General features: G+C 59.1%; 18 protein-coding genes and 1 tRNA gene. 5 read left to right on the top strand and 14 right to left on the bottom strand.

Annotation, left to right across the window (positions count from 1 at the left end; translation table 11 throughout):
* Positions 1–12: 12 nt before the first annotated feature.
* The 6 genes from pheS to uvrA form a co-directional block, all read right to left on the bottom strand.
* Positions 13–1,059: a phenylalanine--tRNA ligase subunit alpha gene (gene pheS, locus VLL26_RS03160; protein WP_342319668.1), complete on the bottom strand. Its 1,047-nt coding sequence runs from the start codon at positions 1,057–1,059 to the stop codon at positions 13–15.
* Positions 1,060–1,124: 65 nt separating this feature from the next.
* Positions 1,125–1,934 carry a TrmH family RNA methyltransferase gene (locus VLL26_RS03155; protein ID WP_342319667.1) on the bottom strand — a complete coding sequence of 270 codons (810 nt, stop codon included), beginning with the start codon at positions 1,932–1,934 and terminating at the stop codon, positions 1,125–1,127.
* Between the two features lie 87 nt (positions 1,935–2,021).
* Positions 2,022–2,408: a 50S ribosomal protein L20 gene (rplT, locus tag VLL26_RS03150; RefSeq protein ID WP_342319666.1), complete on the bottom strand. Its 387-nt coding sequence runs from the start codon at positions 2,406–2,408 to the stop codon at positions 2,022–2,024.
* A gap of 52 nt (positions 2,409–2,460) precedes the next feature.
* The gene (gene rpmI, locus VLL26_RS03145) at positions 2,461–2,655 is read right to left on the bottom strand and encodes a 50S ribosomal protein L35 (protein ID WP_342319665.1); all 195 of its coding nucleotides are present in this window, start codon (positions 2,653–2,655) and stop codon (positions 2,461–2,463) included.
* A 66-nt stretch (positions 2,656–2,721) separates the two neighbouring features.
* Positions 2,722–3,243 (bottom strand): translation initiation factor IF-3, encoded by a 522-nt coding sequence (infC, locus tag VLL26_RS03140; protein WP_342320137.1) that lies wholly within the window; start codon positions 3,241–3,243, stop codon positions 2,722–2,724.
* Between the two features lie 301 nt (positions 3,244–3,544).
* Complete coding sequence (gene uvrA / locus VLL26_RS03135) at positions 3,545–6,397, bottom strand: excinuclease ABC subunit UvrA (RefSeq protein WP_342319664.1); 2,853 nt, start codon at positions 6,395–6,397, stop codon at positions 3,545–3,547.
* A gap of 121 nt (positions 6,398–6,518) precedes the next feature.
* On the opposite strand from uvrA, the gene VLL26_RS03130 reads away from it, so the two are divergent.
* The 3 genes from VLL26_RS03130 (at position 6,519) to VLL26_RS03120 (ending at position 10,609) form a co-directional block, all read left to right on the top strand.
* Positions 6,519–7,127 (top strand): MBL fold metallo-hydrolase, encoded by a 609-nt coding sequence (locus VLL26_RS03130; protein ID WP_342320136.1) that lies wholly within the window; start codon positions 6,519–6,521, stop codon positions 7,125–7,127.
* A 142-nt stretch (positions 7,128–7,269) separates the two neighbouring features.
* Positions 7,270–8,214 (top strand): DoxX family protein, encoded by a 945-nt coding sequence (locus VLL26_RS03125; RefSeq protein ID WP_342319663.1) that lies wholly within the window; start codon positions 7,270–7,272, stop codon positions 8,212–8,214.
* 238 nt (positions 8,215–8,452) lie between these two features.
* Positions 8,453–10,609 (top strand): HelD family protein, encoded by a 2,157-nt coding sequence (locus VLL26_RS03120; RefSeq protein WP_342320135.1) that lies wholly within the window; start codon positions 8,453–8,455, stop codon positions 10,607–10,609.
* A 14-nt stretch (positions 10,610–10,623) separates the two neighbouring features.
* On the opposite strand, the gene VLL26_RS03115 is transcribed toward VLL26_RS03120, so the two are convergent.
* The 6 genes from VLL26_RS03115 to rpsA form a co-directional block, all read right to left on the bottom strand.
* Positions 10,624–11,067, bottom strand: a complete 444-nt coding sequence (locus tag VLL26_RS03115) for a universal stress protein (protein ID WP_342319662.1) — start codon at positions 11,065–11,067, stop codon at positions 10,624–10,626.
* 62 nt (positions 11,068–11,129) lie between these two features.
* Positions 11,130–11,588, bottom strand: coding sequence for a universal stress protein (locus VLL26_RS03110; protein ID WP_342319661.1), 459 nt, complete (start codon positions 11,586–11,588; stop codon positions 11,130–11,132).
* Positions 11,589–11,605: 17 nt separating this feature from the next.
* The gene (gene uvrB, locus VLL26_RS03105) at positions 11,606–13,702 is read right to left on the bottom strand and encodes an excinuclease ABC subunit UvrB (RefSeq protein WP_342319660.1); all 2,097 of its coding nucleotides are present in this window, start codon (positions 13,700–13,702) and stop codon (positions 11,606–11,608) included.
* Positions 13,703–13,724: 22 nt separating this feature from the next.
* Positions 13,725–14,078 carry a DUF4259 domain-containing protein gene (locus VLL26_RS03100; RefSeq protein WP_342319659.1) on the bottom strand — a complete coding sequence of 118 codons (354 nt, stop codon included), beginning with the start codon at positions 14,076–14,078 and terminating at the stop codon, positions 13,725–13,727.
* 45 nt (positions 14,079–14,123) lie between these two features.
* Positions 14,124–14,732: a dephospho-CoA kinase gene (gene coaE / locus VLL26_RS03095; RefSeq protein WP_342319658.1), complete on the bottom strand. Its 609-nt coding sequence runs from the start codon at positions 14,730–14,732 to the stop codon at positions 14,124–14,126.
* A 118-nt stretch (positions 14,733–14,850) separates the two neighbouring features.
* A complete protein-coding gene (gene rpsA, locus VLL26_RS03090; RefSeq protein WP_342319657.1) occupies positions 14,851–16,305 on the bottom strand; it encodes a 30S ribosomal protein S1 in 1,455 nt (484 codons plus the stop codon).
* A 245-nt stretch (positions 16,306–16,550) separates the two neighbouring features.
* Between rpsA and VLL26_RS03085 the strand changes: the two genes are divergently transcribed.
* Positions 16,551–17,291 carry a class I SAM-dependent methyltransferase gene (locus tag VLL26_RS03085; protein ID WP_342319656.1) on the top strand — a complete coding sequence of 247 codons (741 nt, stop codon included), beginning with the start codon at positions 16,551–16,553 and terminating at the stop codon, positions 17,289–17,291.
* Here the strand turns inward: VLL26_RS03085 and polA are convergent.
* Both polA and VLL26_RS03075 read right to left on the bottom strand, forming a co-directional pair.
* Entirely contained in the window at positions 17,288–19,888 is a 2,601-nt protein-coding gene (gene polA / locus VLL26_RS03080; RefSeq protein WP_425292297.1) for a DNA polymerase I, read from the bottom strand. The genes VLL26_RS03085 and polA overlap by 4 nt on opposite strands.
* 309 nt (positions 19,889–20,197) lie before the next feature.
* Positions 20,198–20,274: transfer RNA gene (locus VLL26_RS03075), tRNA-Leu, on the bottom strand.
* An 86-nt stretch (positions 20,275–20,360) separates the two neighbouring features.
* Here VLL26_RS03075 and VLL26_RS03070 point away from each other — a divergent pair.
* Complete coding sequence (locus VLL26_RS03070; RefSeq protein WP_342319654.1) at positions 20,361–20,681, top strand: hypothetical protein; 321 nt, start codon at positions 20,361–20,363, stop codon at positions 20,679–20,681.
* Positions 20,682–20,720: the final 39 nt, after the last annotated feature.

Here is a 20,720-nt window from a genome sequence, read left to right as displayed (position 1 = left end):
TGATGTCTCCTCCTACGCCTGAACGCCGAACGGGATGGTGAAACGGACGTCGCCTTCGACCATGTCACGCATGTCAGTGAGCCCATTGCGGAACTGCAAGGTGCGCTCTAAGCCCATGCCGAAGGCGAAACCGGTGTACTCCTCGGGATCAACGCCGACGGCACGCAGCACATTGGGGTTGACCATGCCGCACCCGCCCCACTCGATCCAGCCGGCGCCACCCTTCTTATTCGCAAACCACACGTCGACTTCGGCGGACGGTTCCGTAAACGGGAAGTAATTGGTGCGCATACGCGTTTTCGTCTCCGGGCCAAACAAAACCTTGGCCAAGTGCTCAAGGGTGCCACGCAAATGGGCCATGCTCAAGCCCTTGTCCACAGCAAGGCCCTCGATCTGGTGAAAGACTGGGGTGTGCGTCGCATCGAGCTCGTCGGTGCGAAACACCCGTCCCGGACACGCAATGTAGATCGGCACGTCACGTTCAAGCATCGTCCGAACTTGCACAGGTGAAGTATGGGTACGCAGCACCTGCCGAGAATCCTCGGCGTTGACGTAGAAGGTGTCCTGCAAGGTGCGTGCCGGGTGATCCGGAATGAAGTTCAAAGCATCGAAGTTGAAGTACTCCGCTTCAATTTCCGGGCCTTCTGCGATCTCCCACCCCATCCCGAGGAAGATGTCGGCGACTTTTTCGCTCAGCGCGGTAATTGGGTGCATCGCACCGACTTGGGAACGGGTGGTGGGCAAGGTGACGTCGACAGTTTCTTCTTGCAGTTGCTGCGCGCGGTATTGCGCCTCTCGCACTTCACGTATCTGCGCGTAACGCTTCTCGACGCGCCCCCGCGCCATGTTCACCATCTGGCCGGCGTCCTTGCGCTGGTTCTTCGGCAGGCTGCCCAGGGCACGGCGGGCCTGTGGGATGAAACCGGCGTCTCCCAGGTGCTCGCGGTGCGCTTGTTCCAACGCCGGTAAATCCACTGCGCTTTCAAAGGCCGTGATGGCAGCGGTGGTTGCGTCGTCAAGCGCCTGCTGTGTGAGTTCAATGTCTGGGGTATCGGACACGCTCGTCCCTTCTACGGTCTACGTTGGAAAACGTTTCCGATCATACCTGCCGCAGTTCTACAGCCTCACCCGTGGAGTGCCTTGGACGTCTCCCACATGCACATCGCGGCGGCGGTGGCCAGATTAAGCGACTCGGCGCTGCCGTGAATTGGGATAAATACCCGCGCATCCGCCGCAGCTACGAGAGGTGCAGGAAGTCCGTGCGCTTCGTTGCCGAAGATCCAGGCAATGGGTTTTTCGGTCAAAGCTCCGGCGTTTTCCAAGGAAATCTCGCCGTCCATGGTGGTGGCGACCGTTTGGATCCCCGCCGCTTTGAGCTGCCCCATCACGCCTGAAACATCACGTTCGCGCACAACAGGAATGTGAAATAGCGATCCGGCGGAGGCGCGCACCGCCTTGTTGGATTCCGGGTCGACGCTGTCCCCGGCGAAGATCACGGCGTCAGCGCCACACACGTCCGCAATGCGGATCAAAGTACCCGCATTGCCGGGGTCGTTTGTCTCCACGCCCACCACGACGAACCGGGGTTTGCCTTTCAATGCTGCGCCCAAAGTCCACAAAACGGGCCGGCACACGGCGAAGATCCCAGTGGGCGTGACCGTGTCAGCGAGGGAGCGTGCCGCCTGCTCAGTAATGGGGTGAGTATAGACATTCATGTGTGCGGCGGCGAGGAGGATCTCGGCGAACTCCTCCGCGGCAGCTTCAGTGACAAAAAGGTCGGTCGCTGCGCCCGTGGCCACGGCGGCTTCCACTGAGTTAGCCCCCTCAACGATGAAGCAGCCTGCTTTTCTGCGCCCCGCCGCCCTATTTAACTTCGCTGCGTTGACGATCCGGGGGGTGCGTTCAGTAAAACTTGCGGAGAAATCGAGGGCCATAGACACCACTTTAATGCTGGCACAATCGGGCATAAAGAAACGCCTCGCCTGGCTCACCAGGACGAGGCGCAAACTCTTTCGCCAGACTTATGCGGCGTTGACCGGAGCGTTGACGTCCTCCGGCAGAGCTTTCTTCGCAATTTCGCAGATGGCGGAGAAAGCCGCGAAATCGTTGACGGCAAGCTCAGCGAGAATCTTGCGGTCGACCTCGACCTCAGCCAGGCGCAAGCCGTGGATAAGGCGGCTGTAGGTCAGATCGTTCATGCGGGCCGCGGCGTTGATGCGCTGGATCCACAACTTGCGGAAGTCGTTCTTGCGCTGGCGGCGATCGCGGTATGCGTAGGTCTGGGAGTGGAGCCACTGCTCCTTGGCCTTGCGGTAGAGGCGGGAGCGCTGGCCGCGGTAGCCCTTAGCGGACTTCAAAATCGCGCGGCGCTTCTTCTTGGCATTGACTGAACGCTTAACACGTGCCATGAGTCATACTTCCTTTTCTTGAAATCTTCGGTTGTTTAACTTAGGGCAGTGCTTAGGACATGCCGAGGAGGCGCTTGGTGCGCTTGACGTCAGCCTTGGCAACGTCGGTGGTACCCGACAGCTTGCGGCGACGCTTGGAGGTCATCTTCTCGTTCAGGTGGCGCTTGCCAGCCTGCTCGCGGCGCAGCTTCCCCTTGCCGGTGACCTTGATGCGCTTCGCGGTGCCCTTGTGGGTCTTCTGCTTCATGTTGAAAGCCCTTCAGAGTTGATTGTGAGAGTGAAAGCGTTTCCTTGACGATAAGGAAGACGCGTCTTACTTCTTGCCCTTGCGGGCCGGACCAAAGACCATGGTCATGTTGCGGCCGTCCTGCTTCGGACGGGACTCGACCACACCAACTTCCTGGATGTCTTCGGCGAGACGCTCCAGCAGGCGGTAGCCCAGCTCCGGACGCGACTGCTCGCGACCGCGGAACATGATGGTGACTTTGACCTTGTTACCCTTTTCCAGGAAGCGCTCGACGTTTGACTTCTTCGTCTGGTAGTCGTGCTCATCAATTTTGGGACGGAACTTCTGTTCCTTCACCACAGTTTGCTGTTGGTTTTTGCGCGCCTCACGGGCCTTCTGGTCCTGCTCGTACTTGTACTTTCCGTAGTCCATAATTTTGGCCACGGGAGGTTTTGCGGTCGGCGCCACCTCAACTAGGTCGAGATCGGCCTCATAGGCAAGTTTGCGAGCGTCGTCCGTGCGGACAATGCCAACCTGTTCGCCGGATGGTCCGACGAGACGAACTTCGGGAACGCGGATGCGTTCGTTGATCCGAGCTTCAGCGCTGATGAGAACTCCTAAAGACTAGAGAATGTCAAACATGTGTCGGTCGCTACCGAACCACTCTTGTCAAGTCGATCCCACGCAAAAACCCGCGAAACATGATCGGTTTCGCGGGAGTTCTTCCAGGCACTTCAGTCCCCGAACGGCGCCGGGCGATGTACCTTTGACCCGTATCCATCCTGTTTCCAGGCGGCTTGGGGTGGGAGTGACTCCACTTGTGTCCTGGGCACGGTAGTGCTCAGGCGGTAGTAAGCCAAAGCCTAGCAGCACTCAAGGCACAACCACAAATCGACGCCCACTTCCCCTTCTAGCCCACGATGGCACTGAGGAATTGCCCCGTGAAGGAACCCGCCACTTTCGCGACATCTTCCGGGGTTCCCTGCGCGACAACTGTGCCGCCGCCGGAGCCTCCCTCCGGACCCATGTCGATGATCCAGTCAGCGCACTTGATCACGTCGAGGTTGTGCTCGATGACCAGCACCGTGTTGCCCTTCTCCACCAAACCGTTAAGCACCAGCATGAGTTTGCGGATGTCCTCGAAGTGCAGGCCAGTTGTCGGCTCGTCAAGGATGTAGATGGTGCGCCCGTTCGAGCGCTTTTGCAGCTCCGCCGCGAGTTTGACTCGCTGCGCTTCACCGCCGGACAGAGTCGTTGCGGCCTGACCGAGTCGAACGTAGCCAAGTCCCACCTCCACCAAGGTGTTGAGGTAGCGGTGGATGGAACTAATCGGCGCGAAGAACTCTGCGGCCTCAGAGATAGGCATGTTGAGAACTTCGGCGATGTTTTTGCCCTTGTAACGCACCTCAAGCGTTTCCCGGTTGTAGCGCGCTCCCCCGCAGACTTCGCAGGGCACATACACATCGGGAAGGAAATTCATCTCAATTTTGATGGTGCCGTCACCGCGGCAGGCTTCGCAGCGGCCACCTTTGACATTGAAAGAAAACCGTCCCGCCTTGTAGCCGCGGACCTTTGCCTCCTGAGTTTCGGCAAAGAGGTTGCGCACCTTATCAAAAACGCCCGTGTACGTCGCCGGGTTAGAGCGCGGGGTGCGCCCGATCGGAGACTGATCCACCTGGACCAGTTTGTCCAAATTGTCCAGCCCATCGACCTTTTTCACCCTTCCCGGCACCTGCCGGGCTCCGTTGAGCTGGTTTTGCAAAGTTTTCGCCAAAATCTCGTTGACGAGCGTAGATTTACCGGAACCAGACACGCCGGTGACAGCAGTGAGCACGCCGAGAGGAACGTCCACCGAGACGTTATTTAGGTTGTTTTCCCGGGCTCCGTGAATGTGGATTGTCCGCCCCGGGTCCACCGGTCGGCGGGTCTGCGGAACAGCGATCTCCTTGCGCCCAGCCAGATAGTCGCCAGTCAGGGAGTTTTTCGCCTTAAGGATTCCCTTCGGCTCACCCTGATAGACGATCTCGCCGCCGTACTCGCCGGCAAAAGGCCCGACGTCGACCATGAAATCGGCGGCGTGGATGGTGTCCTCGTCGTGCTCCACGACCACCAAGGTGTTGCCCAAGTCGCGCAGCTTCTGCAAAGTCTTAATCAGCCGCTGGTTATCACGCTGGTGCAGTCCAATGGAGGGCTCGTCCAACACGTAGAGAACACCCGCTAAACCGGAGCCGATCTGGGTGGCCAGGCGGATGCGCTGCGCCTCGCCGCCAGAGAGGGTGCCCGCTGAGCGAGCCAAGGTGAGGTAATTCAGCCCGACGTCGAGAAGAAAACGCAGTCGAGCCTGAATTTCGCGCAACACGGCTCCGGCGATCATTTCCTCCCTGTAGCCTAAAACGAGGTTATCTAAGTACTCGGAAGCATCTTCGATGGAAAGCTCGGTCAGCCCGGCGATGGATTTCTCCCCGTGGGAGGTGGAGTTGAGCCGCACGGCGAGGATCTCCGGTTTGAGGCGTGTCCCTTGGCAGGTCGGGCACGGAATCTCACGAGTGTAGGCGAGGAGCCTTTCCTTTTGCGCGTCGGATTCAGCCTGCTCAAGTTTGCGTTCGAGATAGCCGATGACACCCTCGTAGGCGGCGCTGAAATTGCGCTGCCGGCCGTAGCGGTTTTTATAGCGCACTGAGACTTTGGTTTTCGATCCGGACACGAGGTGTTTTTGCTGCGTTTTTGTCAACGACGAAAAAGGTTGATTGGCGTCGAAACCTTCCTCTTTCCCCAGCGCCTCGATGAGCTTCGCAAAATATGCTTTGTTCGGGCTGGAGTTCCACGGCTGGAAAGCATCGACAGCGGGCGCGTCGGGGTCCGGGATGACCAGTTCAATGTCGATCTCCTTGCGCACACCTAAACCGTCGCAGGCCGGACAAGCACCGAAAGGAGAGTTGAAGGAAAACGCGCGCGGCTCGTACTCCTCCACGTCGAGGGTGTGGCCGTTGGGACAGGCCATTTTCTCGGAGAAGATGCGGTAGCGGGCTGGATCGTCGGTTTCCAGTTCGACGAACTCGAAGGCCACGAGGCCGTCGGCAAGCTTGAGTGCGGTCTCCACCGAATCCGTCAACCGCTGTTTTTGGCTCTCCTTGACTTGCAGGCGGTCAACGACGACATCGATGGTGTGTTTGATTTGCTTTTCCAGCTTCGGCGGTTCTGACAACTGGTACATTTCGCCGTCGACGCTCACGCGGGAGAAACCTTGGGCGGCGAGATCTGCGAAAAGGTCTGCAAATTCGCCTTTGCGCTTGCGCACCACCGGGGCGAGCACCTGGAATTTGGTGCGCTCCTTGTGTTCCATGATCTGGTCGACAATTTGCTGCGGGGTCTGCCGGTCAATGGGTGCGTCGCAGATTGGACAGTGCGCAGTTCCCGCACGGGAGAATAGAAGGCGCAGGTAGTCGTAGATTTCGGTGATGGTGCCCACGGTCGAACGCGGGTTGCGGTTGGTAGATTTTTGGTCGATCGACACTGCGGGTGACAGGCCGTCGATGTAGTCGACATCGGGTTTGTCCATCTGCCCGAGGAACATGCGGGCGTAGGAGGACAAAGACTCGACGTAGCGGCGCTGACCTTCCGCGAAGATCGTGTCGAATGCTAAGGAGGACTTCCCGGAGCCGGACAGGCCGGTGAACACAACGAGCTTGTCGCGGGGCAGCTCCACGTCGACGCCTTTGAGGTTGTGTTCGCGCGCGCCGCGCACAGTGAGCCGATCTGCCACGTCTGTCGTCCTTCGCTAAGTATTTCAGGTGGTGCGGTTTGTCCGTACCATGTCGAACCGGGTCGAGCTATATCGAATCTAGCAGCGAATCCCAACACCAAAACATTTCAGTCTCGCTACGCTGACCAACATGACGGAATTAACGCTCCACCACATCTCCGTGTCCGACATGGACAACAACTGCTACCTCATCGCCGCCGCGGGCAACGGCCTGCTGATCGACGCAGCCGACGATGCGCCGGCTTTGCTTTCCATGGCCGAAAAGGCAGGTGTGGTCATTACCGATGTGTTGACCACCCACCGCCACCATGACCATGTTCGTGCTTTGGTGGAGATTATCGAGGCCACGGGGGCGACGCACTGGGCTCCCTACCTCGATGCCCCGGCGCTGCCCGCGCAGGTGGACCGCGAGCTCAAAGATGGGGACGTGCTTGAGTTTGCGGGACACAGCTTTCCCGTCCACATATTGCGGGGCCACACTCCGGGAGGGGCGTGTCTTGTTGCCGAACTTGACGGCACCGTTCACCTTTTCGTCGGTGATTCGCTGTTTCCCGGAGGGTTGGGCAACACCGTCGGCGAGGGTGATTTTGTGCGCCTTTACCGCGATGTGACGGAGAAGCTTTTCGACGTCTACCCCGACGACACCGTCGTCCACCCCGGCCATGGCAAAAGCACCACTCTTGGTGAGCAGCGCCCTCACCTTGATCAGTGGTGGAAACGCCGTTGGTAGCACGTACCTCACCACTCGGCCTGAGTGTGAGTCCGGCCTACTGCCAACACATGTCCGCAGAAGATGGCACCACTGACGTTTCGGTGTCTACACTGGAAAGCGCAACCTTTCACAATGGTTTAGAAGAAAAGGAAACATACCTATGATCCGCAAGCTCGCACGCCCGTTGCTGGCGTCCGTTTACATCGCCGATGGTGTGGAGACGGTGCTCAACCCTGCCGCGCGCCGCGACAACGCCGAGAAAGTGCTGAAGAAGGTCCGCTCTGCCGTGCCAGCGCAGTACAAGGGTTTCCTGCCGTCCTCCCCTGAAGCGGCCGCCTTGGCCGTCGGTGGTGTCAAGGTCAGCGCGGGCAGCCTTTTTGCCTTGGGCAAGATGCCGCGCACCGCCGCCACCCTTCTTGTTGCTACTTCCCTGCCGTCGCTGCTGGGCCGCAACGCTTTCTGGGAGGCCACCGATGAGCAGGAGAAAGCCCGTCGCCGCACCGGCGCACTGACCGATTTGTCGCTGCTCGGTGGCGTTTTACTTGCCACCGTGGACACCAACGGAAAGCCGGGCCTGAGCTGGCGCGTCCAGAAAGCTCTACCGACCCAGTCTGAGGCCGAAAAGGCCATGGGCAAGGCCAGCAACTGGCTGCAGGACGCGACTGAGAAGGTCACCGAGTACGTCGACGACAACAAAGACGACTGGAAAAAGACCGCCTCGAGCGTTGCCGGCAATGCGCAAAGCTTCCTGTCAGAGGCGGCCGAACAGGCCCAGGAGACCTATCAGGAGTTGAAGCCGTCGAAGGTGCAGCAGTTCAAGGCGAAGCGCAAGGTCAATAACTTCGTCAGCGACCTGCAGGGCTCCCTGGACGACCTGCAGCCCTCCACCCTGGATAAGTTGAAAGCCAAGCGCAAGATCAACAAGACGGCTGCGAAGGTGCAAAGCCGCGCCCAAGATGCGGTTGACTCTCTCCAAAAAGCCTTCGATAACCTCGATGCTGCCCCTTCCAAGCGCCAGCGGCGCAAGTGGAAGCGCAAGGCCAACAAGGCCCAGAAGCGCGCCAACAAAGCAGTGGACAAGGCCGTGAAGAAGTACACCAAGTAAGTTTCTTTGCCCTTTTTGCAACCCCGTCTGCCCCACGTTTGGGAGGCGGGGTTTCGCTGTACCCGGCCTTGTTAGAATATGTTGCTCGGTAAAACGCTCGGTAAAACGCTCGGCGGCATCTTGCCTTTTCGGCTAAGGAGGAACACGTTTGGACCCTTCTGAGTCTTCCTCGGCGGCTGCGCACGGATCGAGCCCTGGCGCCAACTCGGAGCTGTCCGCCGAGCAGGAGTACGTGGACATGCTCTTTTCCCACCTAGATAATGAGGTACGCGCGGCGCGGGAACAACTCGCTGCGGTGCAGGCGGACGTGGATCCGGACAACCCGGATTCGGACGCGCTGGTGCGCCGCGAAACGCAGTACCACGGGCTCAACGCTCGATTGGACGCGCTAGGCATCGCTGAGGTGGGGTTGGTTTTTGGCCGCATTGATATCGCCGATGACGATCCAGAAAACCCGGTTCCGGGTGCTGCCGGATTGGACCGGCGCTATATCGGCCGGTTGGGACTGGATGAGCGTTCGGACCATTACCGCACTTTGTTACTCGACTGGCGGGCGCCCCTGGCCCGGCCTTATTACTTGGCCACCACTGCGCATCCTGAGGGTGTTCATCTGCGCCGCAACCTTCGCATGCGCGGGCGTCGGGTCACCGGCGTCGACGACGAAGTTCTCTCCGGTGACGACTCTGCGAACTTGACTTCTCATGTGGGCAATGAGGCTGCCTTGCTTCACGCCATGAACCGGGCGCGCAGCGGCCACATGCGTTCGATTGTGGAGACGATTCAGCGTGAACAAGACGAGATCATTCGCGATTCCACGCGCGGGGTGTTGGTGGTGCAGGGAGGCCCGGGGACGGGAAAGACGGCGGTCGCGTTGCACCGCGTGGCTTATTTGCTTTATACGTGGCGTGAGCAGCTTTCGCGCACCGGCGTTTTGATTGTGGGTCCGAACGCTGTTTTCTTGGACTATATCTCGCGCGTGTTGCCGGAGCTTGGTGAGACTGGTGTGGTTCTCAGTACCGTCGAAAAGCTTGTTTATGGTTTCGTCCCCTCCGATGTTCCCGAATCCGTGGCGGCCCGGGAAGTCAAAGGTTCTGCGGAGATGGTGACGGTGCTCAAACGCACGGTGCAGCATTACCAGACGGTTCCTGCCGCAGCGGTGCCCCTGTTGATTGGGTCGGTGCGCATCGAGGCGACGCCGGCGATGGTTAAGGCTGCTCGCACCCGTGCCCGTCGTTCCCGCAAAGCGCACAACGAGGCGCGCGAGGTTTTTGCCGAGCATCTCCTTGCTTCGCTCGCCCAGTCGTTGGCTGTGCGCATCGGCGAGGATCCGCTGCACGGGCAGAACCTGTTGAGTGCGGCGGACGTCGATCAGCTCCACGATGACCTCGCCGAGGAAACGCAGGTGCGCGAGCTTATCGACGCCCACTTTCCCACCCTTGAGCCCACCGCGGTACTGGAGGATTTGCTGACGGATAGAGAGTTCATCAACGCGGTCGCTGGTGACTACGACGAGTACACACAAATCGCGTTGTACCGCAAACCCGGTTCGCCTTTTACTCACGCCGACACGGCGCTTGTCGACGAACTCGCCGAACTGATCGGGCGCACTGATGCGGAGCAAAAGCGGCGCACAGAGCAGCAGCAGTGGCGCGCCCAAGTTGCCGAGGCTGAAGATGCGTTGGATATTTTGTCGTCTTCGGAATCGACGGACAATGATGACGACCAGTTTGAAGCAGAGATCCTCTCCGCGCACGACATCATCGACGCTGAAACCCTGGCGCAGCGGCAACGTGCGACCGATGTGCGCAGCACCGCACAGCGCGCTCGTGAGGATGCGACGTGGGCCTACGGCCATGTTGTGATCGACGAAGCTCAGGAGCTGTCCCCCATGCAATGGCGGATGATTTTTCGCCGCTGCCCGTCGCGGTGGATGACACTGGTGGGAGATACCGCCCAAACGTCTTCCCCGGCGGGCGCGGACGATTGGGCGACGGTCTTACAACCTTTCGTCGGCAGCCGTTTCCGCGCCCATGAACTGACAGTGAACTACCGCACTCCAGCAGAGATCATGGAGGTAGCTAACGCGGTGCTTGCAAGAATTGATCCGGAAGCCGAAGCCGCCGAATCGATCCGCTCGACCGGCCTACCCGTGCGCTTTTTGCCCTCCGGCACCGACCCGCAGGCCGTTTTGCCGCCCGAGGGTGGGCGCACCCACGCTGTCATCACCGCCGCAAACGTGGCGCAATGCAAAGGACTCGAGTTCGACCACGTCGTGTTGGTAGAACCTGAGTCCATTGTGCGGGCCTCACCGCAGGGCCTCCAGGACCTCTACGTGGCCGTAACACGGGCGACTCAGACGTTGACAATTATCGGCAACGCGGAGGCACTGCGTTGAGTTAGTTCACTGAGTTAGTTCACGGTGTGAACGATCATGACGTCACAGTCGGATTGGCGCGCCACATCAGCCGGCACGGATCCGAGCAGGCGTCCGGTCAGCGAGTTGATGCCGCGGTTGCCCACGATCAACAAATCGGCGTTGTTGTCGTTGACAATGGCCATGAGTGCCTCAACCGGGGTGCCAGGACGGGTTGCAGTCTGCACATCGGTGGCGCCTGCTGCCCGCGCGTGCTCGGCGGCAGCTTCCAAGTTGTTGCGCGCCTGCTCATCACCGAGGATCGTGACCGAGTCCTGGCGGAGAGTCTTAGACGCCTCTTCTTCCGAGGTGTAGTAGGCAGTGCCGATGACTAGGGTCGAGCCGAACGCGGCGGCAATTTTTGCTGCGCGCTCAATGGCCAGATAGGAAGACTTCGATCCGTCGCTGCCGACGACAATGGTGTTATAAGGGCTGGCCATGGGAGCTATACCGACCTTTCGTAGGGAAGCATGTGTTCGCGCACAGTTTACTCTTTTAACTCTTAGTCGTGTCCTTGTGCCCTCGTATCAACGAGCATGACGTCGACAGGCGCCTTCTTGGCCACGTTTCCGGGCACGTTGCCGAAGATGCGGCCGGCCATAGAGCGCATGCCCTTATTGCCAACCACCAGCAAGTCAACCTTGTACTCGTTGACGGCCTGAAGCAAAACATTCGCCGGTGAACCAGGCAGGGTCACCAGGTTGACGCGGGGCGCTTCTTCTTCCTTGGTGATCGCCTCCGCTGCGGCGAGGATACGTTCTGCATCACTGTCGCTGACGATCTCAATTTTGGACAGTTCAGCGTTGGTAGCGTTGAGCATGGAACCGCTGGCCGAGTAGTGGGCGCAGATGACAGTCAGATCAGCGTCAAAGGCACGAGCAAGGCTGGCTGCGGCACGCACAGCCATGTGGGAGGTGGCGGAGCCGTCGGTGCCGACCGCGATCGACTTATATGAGTGCATGGAGAAAACGCTCCTTCCTAATTTCCTGTTTCTTTCATACCACGCAGCTCCTTGCGCAAGTCCGCAATTTCGTCGCGTAGCCTGCCAGCCAGCTCGAACTTCAGCTCCCGTGCAGCGGCACCCATCTGGGCGGTGAGCTCGTTGATGAGCTTATCCACCTCCTCCGAGGCCATCGCGGAGACGTCGGGTTTGTCTACTACGGCTGCGTCCGCTGCCACCCCGGCCTCGAGCGACTCGGCGTTTTCATAGACCTGGTCGAGGATATCGGCGATCTTCTTGCGCAGCGGCTGCGGGTCAATGCCGTGTTCTTTGTTGTATGCAAGCTGCTTTTCCCGGCGCCGCTCCGTTTCCTCAATGGCTGCCTCCATAGACTCGGTGACCCTGTCGGCGTACATGATCACTTCGCCGGAGACGTTGCGCGCGGCACGCCCGATGGTTTGGATCAAGGACTTCGTCGAGCGCAAGAAGCCTTCCTTGTCGGCGTCCAAAATGGCCACGAGTGAGACTTCCGGCAAGTCGAGGCCCTCGCGCAGCAGGTTGATGCCTACAAGCACATCAAACTCACCCAGTCGTAGCTGGCGCAGCAGTTCAACGCGCTGCAACGTGTCAATGTCTGAATGCAGATAACGCACCTTAATGCCGTTGTCGACGAGGTAATCCGTCAAGTCCTCGGCCATACGTTTTGTCAACGTGGTGACCAAGACACGCTCGTTTTTCTCCACACGTCCGCGGATTTGCTCTATCAGGTCGTCGATCTGCCCCTTGGTAGGTTTGACGCTTACCTTCGGGTCCACCAGTCCAGTTGGGCGGATCACCTGCTCGACGAATTCGCCGCCGGAGGCCTCTAGTTCATAGTCACCGGGGGTGGCAGACATGTAGACCGTTTGCCCCACCCGTGCCTCAAACTCGTCGAAAGTTAGGGGGCGGTTGTCCACCGCGCTGGGAAGCCGGAAGCCAAACTCGACCAGGTTGCGTTTGCGCGACATGTCGCCTTCGAACATGCCACCAATCTGGGGCACGGTGACGTGGGACTCGTCGATAATGGTCAGGAAATCTTCCGGGAAGTAGTCAATTAACGTCGCCGGGGCAGAGCCCGCGGGCCGGCCGTCCATGTGGCGTGAGTAGTTTTCAATACCGGAGCAGAAACCAACTTGCTGGATCATCTCCAAGTCGTACTCAGTGCGCATACGCAAACGCTGCGCCTCTAAGAGTTTGCCGCGGTTTTCCAAGTCTTCCAGACGCTCAGCCAGCTCCTGCTTAATTGCTTCAATCGCCTTTTCCATCCGTTCTTCCGTAGCGACGTAGTGGGTTGCGGGAAAGATCCGCACTTGTTCCTCCTGGCTCAAAATGTCGCCGGTGAGAGGATGGATGTAGTAGAGCTCGTCTATTTCATCACCGAAGAACTCCACTCGCACCGCCACCTCCTCGTAGGCCGGGATGATGTCAACGGTGTCGCCTTTGACTCGGAAGGTGCCGCGTTTGAAATCTATGTCGTTGCGTTCGTATTGGACGTCGACAAGCAAACGCAAAAACTGGTCGCGGTCAACTTCCTCACCGACGCGCAAAACCACCGAGCGATCCAGGTAAGACTGCGGCGTGCCCAGGCCATAAATGCAGGACACTGAGGAGACCACGACCACGTCGCGGCGGCTCAAAAGGGCCGAGGTGGCGGAGTGGCGCAAGCGCTCAACATCGTCGTTGATGGAGGAATCCTTTTCAATGTAGGTGTCCGTCTGCGCGATATAAGCCTCGGGTTGGTAGTAGTCGTAGTAGGAAACGAAGTATTCGACGGCGTTGTTGGGCAGAAGCTGACGTAGCTCATTGGCCAACTGAGCCGCCAAGGTCTTATTCGGCGCCATCACTAACGTGGGGCGCTGCTGCTTTTCAATCAACCACGCGGCGGTGGCGGATTTTCCTGTCCCGGTCGCGCCCATAAGCACAACATCGCGCTCGCCGTTGTTGAGGCGCTCGTCGAGTTCTTTGATGGCGGTGGGCTGATCGCCGGAGGGCTCGAACTCGGAAATGACCTCGAAGGGCTTTTCACGACGCTCAACCTCCCCTACCGGACGAAACTCTGAATGCGCAAGGACGGGACGCTCCGCTGCAAAAGCCATGGCCCCATCCTATCGGCCGGCCTTAACGGGTGGCTCTATCCGTCTCCTCAAGCCATTTGTTGAGGTCCCCGCTGTCGTTCCACATTTGGTACAGCTCTGAGTTGTTTGGATCGAGCACTTCGCGCAGTTTCTGCTTCAGCCAATGCCTTTCCTGGAAGGTGAAGCGGTATTTAAGGGCAGCGGCGTCTTTCGGGCTCGGCACGTGCCCGTTGATGACTGCGTTGAGGGCGACAACTGCAGCTCCGTTATCCGAGTCGAGATGGCCGGCGCCGCAGTCAAAACGAAACTGATCCATGTTAAATGTGCCCTCGACTAGGTCGCTCACTGTGTCAAGTGCGCTGTCGTTGTCGAAAGGGCCACAGTTCCACGTACCCATGCGTGGCACATTAAACCCGCAATGTTAATGGGAGCTGACCAACAGTTAAACGCTGCCCGACATTTTATGGATCTGCTGAACTAGCTGCGAAATCTGCTCCTGCAGCTCCTTTTCGGAACCATTGTTGTCAATCACCACATCGGCGCGTGCGCGGCGTTGATCATCTGAAATCTGCCGAGCAATCCGGTTGCGCACATCCTCTTGTTCAAGACCTCGCTTGTCGACGAGCCTGCGCACCCGCACCTCCACATCAGTATGCACCACGACGTTGAAGTCCATCGCCTTATCCAAACCAAGTTCTACCAGAAGCGGCATGTCATACACCGCGGCCTTTGCCCCGGAAGCCTCTAAGGCTGCGAAGCGGCGCTCCGCCTCAGCCCGAATCGCCGGGTGGGTGATCTCGTTGAGGCGCGCGGTGGCTTCCTCGGTGGCGAAGGCACGCCGCGCCAACAAAGCCCGGTTAAGCGTGCCGTCCGGTTTAAGGACATCTTCACCGAACTGCTCTGCCACCTGCGCTAAAACCTCTCCACCAGGTTCCATGATGTCGCGGGCAACTTCGTCGGCGTCGACGACTGCCAAACCGTGCTTTTCCAAAGCGCGCGCCACGGTGGATTTTCCGCTGCCAATTCCTCCGGTGAGTCCGATTCGAAGCATGACCACATGCTAAACGAAAACCCACCGTTCCCGGTGCGGGAAGGTGGGTTCGTGCGAAGAACACTAAAGCTTCGCGGCTCAAGTTTTCGTCGACACCTAGCTGTCGACCAAATGTCGGCTAGTTGCCGGCGAGCTTGTCGCGCAGTGCGGCGAGCTGCTCATCGGAAGCAAGAGAGCCGATAGACTCCTCAGCCTGTTCCGCTGCCGGAGCTGCAGCGTCAGACGAGTAGTTAGAATCGGTGCTTTCCTCAGCAGCCTCAGCGGCAGCAGCACGGTGACGCTCGACCTGAGCGGAGTGAGCCTGGAAGCGGCGCTCCGCCTCAGCGTAGCGTCCCTCCCACTCCTGGCGGGCCTCGTCGTAGCCTTCCATCCACTCGTTGGTCTCCGCGTCGAAGCCCTCCGGGAAGATGTAGTTGCCCTGCTCGTCGTAGGAGTCGGCCATGCCGTAGCGAGACGGATCGAACTCCTCGCTGAAGTCCTCATCAGCCTGCTTGAGCGACAACGAGATGCGGCGACGATCCAGATCGATGTCGATGACCTTGACCATGACGTCCTGGCCGACGGTGACAACCTGGTCCGGCACCTCCACGTGGCGCTGCGCCAACTCGGAAATGTGGACGAGGCCCTCGATGCCCTCCTCGACGCGGACGAAGGCGCCGAAGGGGACAAGCTTGGTGGCCTTGCCAGGCACAATCTGGCCCACGGCGTGGGTGCGGGCAAAGACACGCCACGGATCTTCCTGGGTCGCTTTCAGCGACAGGGAGACACGCTCGCGGTCAAGGTCAACGTCGAGAACCTCGACGGTGACCTCGTCGCCCACGGCAACAACCTCAGACGGGTGGTCAATGTGCTTCCAGGACAGCTCGGAGACGTGTACCAGGCCGTCAACTCCGCCGAGGTCGACGAAGGCGCCGAAGTTGACAATGGAGGAAACAGCGCCCTTGCGGACTTGACCTTTCTGCAACTGGTGCAGGAAGTCGGAGCGAACCGCAGACTGAGTCTCCTCCAGGTAGGCGCGGCGGGACAGAACAACATTGTTGCGGTGCTTGTCCAGCTCGATGATCTTTGCTTCGAGCTCCTGGCCGATGTAGGGGTCCAGGTCGCGGACGCGGCGCATCTCAACGAGGGAGGCGGGCAGGAAGCCACGCAGGCCGATGTCGAGAATGAGGCCACCCTTGACAACTTCGATGACCGTGCCGGTAACCGGCTGGTCGTTGTTTTGCAACTCCTCGATGGTGCCCCAGGCGCGCTCGTACTGTGCGCGCTTCTTGGACAGGATCAGGCGGCCTTCCTTGTCCTCTTTGGTCAGGACAAGTGCGTCGATCTCATCGCCGACCTCAACGACCTCGTCTGGGTCTACGTCGTGCTTGATGGACAGTTCGCGGGTCGGGATGACGCCCTCGGTTTTGTAGCCGATGTCGAGGAGAACCTCGTCGTGGTCGACCTTGACTACGGTGCCGGTGACGATGTCACCATCATTGAAATACTTGATGGTTGCATCGACTGCGGCGAGAAAGTCCTCAGCGCTGCCAATGTCGTTGATGGCAACCTGGGGTGCGTTGGAAGTGGGCATAAGTTTAAAGTGCTCCGATAGAGATAGGAGATCGAAATTGGACATGAGCGAGTCTCTCAAAAACCATCTGTGACCTGGGAACTTCCAGGGTACTGGGGAGGGTTTTGATCTCACCTTAAAGTCACTCCACGGCCCTCCTACATAGCCTGGAGCGCTTCTCGGCGCAGACACGCCCCTGGTACTTTAGTTCCTTAGCGCAGCTAGGGCAAATATTTCAATGCGAAGCGGGAAGGTGTGCAACGCCCATGATTTCGCCATCTTCGGCCAACCGCGCCTACTGGGATGCAGACGCCGAGCGCTACCACGCGGCCCACGCAGCCTATCTGGAAGGTTTCCACTGGTGCCCGGAAATGCTCGCGGAAAAAGACGTGCGTTTACTCGGTGACGTTTCTTGCGCCCGCGTTCTCGAAGTGGGCTGCGGCTCAGCTGCCTGCTCCTCGTGGCTCGCCGACAACGGCGCGGGGTTCGTAGCAGCCTTCGACATCTCCCGCGGCATGCTTGACAAAGCCCGCCGCAACATCGCTTTGGCCCAGGCGGATGTGCTTGCCCTTCCCTACCGTGCAGAAAGCTTCGACGTCGCCTTTTCCGCCTTCGGTGCCCTGCCTTTCGTCGCAGACCTTCAGGGCGCACTCGCGCAGGTGCGTCGGGTTTTAGTGCCGGGCGGGCGATTTGTTTTCTCCGTGACTCACCCCATGCGATGGGTTTTCCCTGACCATCCGCAAGCGTTCACGGCGGCGATTTCCTACTTCGAGCGATCCTACGAAGAACGCGACGATAAGGGCGAGCTCACGTACGTCGAATACCACCACACCTTCGGCGATTACATACGTGCACTGCGCACGGCAGGCTTCGAGCTTGTCGACGTCCTTGAACCCGAGTGGCCCGCCACCTTAACCGAAACTTGGGGGCAGTGGTCACCTGAGCGCGGTCGGCTCTTTCCGGGCACAGCGATCTTTATCTGCCGGGCCGCGCGAGGCGACACCTAGTGAGCCGCTTCGTCCCAGTTCGCTCCGATACCGGCGGAGACTTCTAGCGGCACCAACAGCTTGATCGCCCCGTCCATTTCTCTTTCCACAATGTCGCGGACCTCGTCGAGTTCGCCGGGGAAGACTTCAACAACAAGTTCGTCGTGAACCTGAAGAAGCACACGCGACTGGTAGCCCTCCAGTGCTCGGTCAACGCGGATCATAGCCACCTTGATAATGTCAGCAGCGGTTCCCTGAATCGGGGCGTTAAGGGCCGCACGCTCAGCGTTTTCCCGGGCGAGGCGGTTGTCGGAGGTCAGCTCCGGCAGGTAGCGGCGGCGCCCGAAGACAGTTTCCGTATAACCTACGCGGCGCGCCTGCTCGACCACTTCGTCGAGGTAGCGCTTCACGCCGCCGAAACGGTTGAAGTAGTTTTCCATGATCTGTTTGGCTTCGACGGGGGTGATATTGAGCTGCTGGGACAAACCGAACGCAGACAGGCCGTAGACCAGGCCGTAACTCATCGCCTTGACCCGGCGGCGCAACTCGGGTGTGACCTGGTCAATCGGGACGTCGAAAACGCGGGAGCCAACGAAATTGTGCAAGTCTTCACCCTCGCGGTAGGCCTTGATCAGGCCTGCGTCTTGCGATAGGTGCGCCATCACCCTCATCTCAATTTGGGAATAGTCGGCGGTGAGCAGGCACTCGTATCCTGTGCCCACGACAAAGGCGGAACGGATCACCCGACCGGCGTCTGTACGCACCGGGATATTCTGCAGGTTCGGCTCGGTCGAGGACAAACGCCCCGTCGAAGCCACCGTTTGGTTCAGCGTCGTGTGGATGCGGCCGTCGGCTTGGACCGTTTTGATCAGCCCCTCAATGGTGGACTTCATTTTTTGGTACTCACGGTGGGCCAAAAGTTTGTCCAAAAACGGGTGCGGGTTCTTTGCCGCCAGCGCCTCAATTTCCTTCGCTGCAGTGGAGTAGCCGGTCTTGGTTTTCTTCGTCTTAGGCAAACTGAGCTTGTCAAAAAGAATCACTGAAAGCTGTTTGGGGCTAGACAGGTTCAGGTTGGGCTCGTCGACAAGCGCGCGAGCTTCCTGTTCAACTTGGGCAACTTTGCCGCTAAAGCGTGCCAATTCTGCTTCAAGGACGGTGAGATCGACGGCGATGCCTGCATCTTCCATTTCGGCGAGGATGCTTACCAGGGCAAGCTCCAAGTCGGCGTAGAGCTCAAAAGATTTGATTTCACCAAGCTGCTTGCTGAGCTCCTCAGCAAGTTCGAGCACAGCGGCGGCTGAATCAATCAGGGCGGTGTCGTCAAGGAGGCTCAACTGATCGGAGCTTTCGGCGAGCTGGCGCTGCAGGTGGCGCTGGTAGACGTCGGTAAGACTGTAAGTACGCTGCCCGGGCCGCAGCAGGTAGGCCGCGATAGCGGTATCGTGAGCGATTCCGCGCAAGGTGATGCCGCGCCCGCGCAGCATGTGGAAGGCGGCCTTAGCCTCATGCAGGTACTTCGGATCCTCCGACTCCAACCACTCTTTCAGCGCCGCGTCTTCTGCGGGGCTTAAGTCCACCGCCTCACGTTGGATGCCGCGGCGTTGCTTGTCGACGATCGCCAGCGCCGACACATCACCACCGTGCGGCACCCCAACACCCGTCACATACAGTGCCAAACCTTGACCTTTGCGGTTGCGAAGCCACTCATCCAACGGCTCGTCCGCCACCTCCACCGCCGGCAGGTCCGGCACCGGCGCGGCTGCAACCCCGTCGGTCGGCACCGCCGCCAGCACCCGTTCACGCAGGTTCACCCCGAACTCCAACTCGTCGAAAGCTTTGGCTACCCTCGCCACCTCCGCGGGCTTGAGCTCCAAATCACCCGGAACCACCGGCAGTTCAACATCAGTGACCATGGTGGTCAACTCCCTGTTGAGCCGCACTTGGTCAATTCGCTCCCGGAAATTATCCGCCGCCACCCCCTTGAGCTCATCGGCGTGCTCAATGAGGCCCTCAAGACCGCCGTACTCCACAATCCACTTCGTGGCGGTCTTTTCCCCCACCTTCGGAACATTCGGCAAATTATCCGAAGGATCACCACGCAACGCAGCAAAATCGGGGTAGAGCGAAGGTGTCAGACCGTACTTCCTTTCCACTTCCTCCGGGGTAAAACGAGTGAGCTCGGATACGCCCCGGGTTGGGTAAAGCACGGTCGTGGTTGCGTCGACAAGCTGCAAATAATCCCGGTCCCCGGTGACAATAATAATTTCGTAGTCTCCCTCGGCGCGCGCTTGCGTCACCAAAGTGGCCACTATGTCATCCGCCTCGAAGTTCTCCTTCGACATGGTGACGATGCCTAAGTCGTTGAGGACATCGTTAAGCAGCGGAACCTGCCCCTTAAACTCGGGGGGTGCGGCCTCGCGCTGCGCTTTATACTCGGGGAACTTCTCCGTGCGAAACGTCTTGCGCCCGACGTCGAAAGCGACAGCGACGTGGGTAGGTTCTTCCTCGGAAAGGATGTTGGCGAACATCGACAAAAACCCGTAAATCGCGTTCGTGTGCTGGCCACCCGAGGTAGAAAACTTCTCCGCCGGCAAGGCATAAAAGGCGCGAAAGGCCATGGAATGTCCGTCAATGAGCAAAAGTCGCTTAGTCACGCTTACCCAGTCTAGACATGGCCGAACCCACGACTGCCGCAAAGCTTAAGCAGGGCACTTCAGGAGGTGGAGGCCACCTTAAAAAGTGCAAAAGAGCAAAAAAGAAACAAAGGGAGATCCACCCCCATGAGGTGGTGCAGCTTTCTTTGACCTTGATTGATTGACCAAGACTCGAAGCTTAAGGCAGAAAAGGCCATGGTTGCCTTGCGCTGAGATTCACCGCGGACTTTAGTTATTCAAACCTTGAAGGAAGTGGTGTCTGACAGGATGCTTTGGTGCCCCAGGTGAGACTCGAACTCACACTGGACGGGTTTTGAATCCGTTGCCTCTGCCAATTGGGCTACTGGGGCGCAAGCAACAAGTCTAGCGCAGAAAGCGCCAATCCTAGAAATCGCCACATTGGGCGCTTGGAACTGCAGCCGGTTAATATACGTCTATGCGTAAATCTATCGTTGCAGCCACCACAGCTTTGATGGTCGCGGCTGGCACTTTCGTCGCCCCCGCCCACGCCGCTGTGCAGCCCAGCCCCCAGGAGGTAGTTCAGGCCTACTTCAACGGTTCCTCTTTTCCTGACTCCCTCAACCCGGTCGACCTGTTTCAGCGTGAGGTCAAGGGGTGGGAAAAGATGTTTTCCGGAGATATCGAGATGAGTGCTGAGGGCTCTGCCGAAAGCTCGTCAACGTGGTTGCTCATCTTCGCTGTGACGACCCTGATCGGGCAGATCATCCAGTTCGCCAGCAAATACGTGAAGTTCTAGTGTGGTGAGGTTAATCGCAAGGCTGCGTCGCCGGTTTTT

Origin of the sequence: Corynebacterium sp. BD556 (genome assembly GCF_038452275.1) — a bacterium.
In the GTDB taxonomy this organism is placed as follows: Bacteria; Actinomycetota; Actinomycetes; order Mycobacteriales; family Mycobacteriaceae; genus Corynebacterium; species Corynebacterium mayonis.
This window is presented reverse-complemented; position numbering and strand designations above follow the sequence as displayed.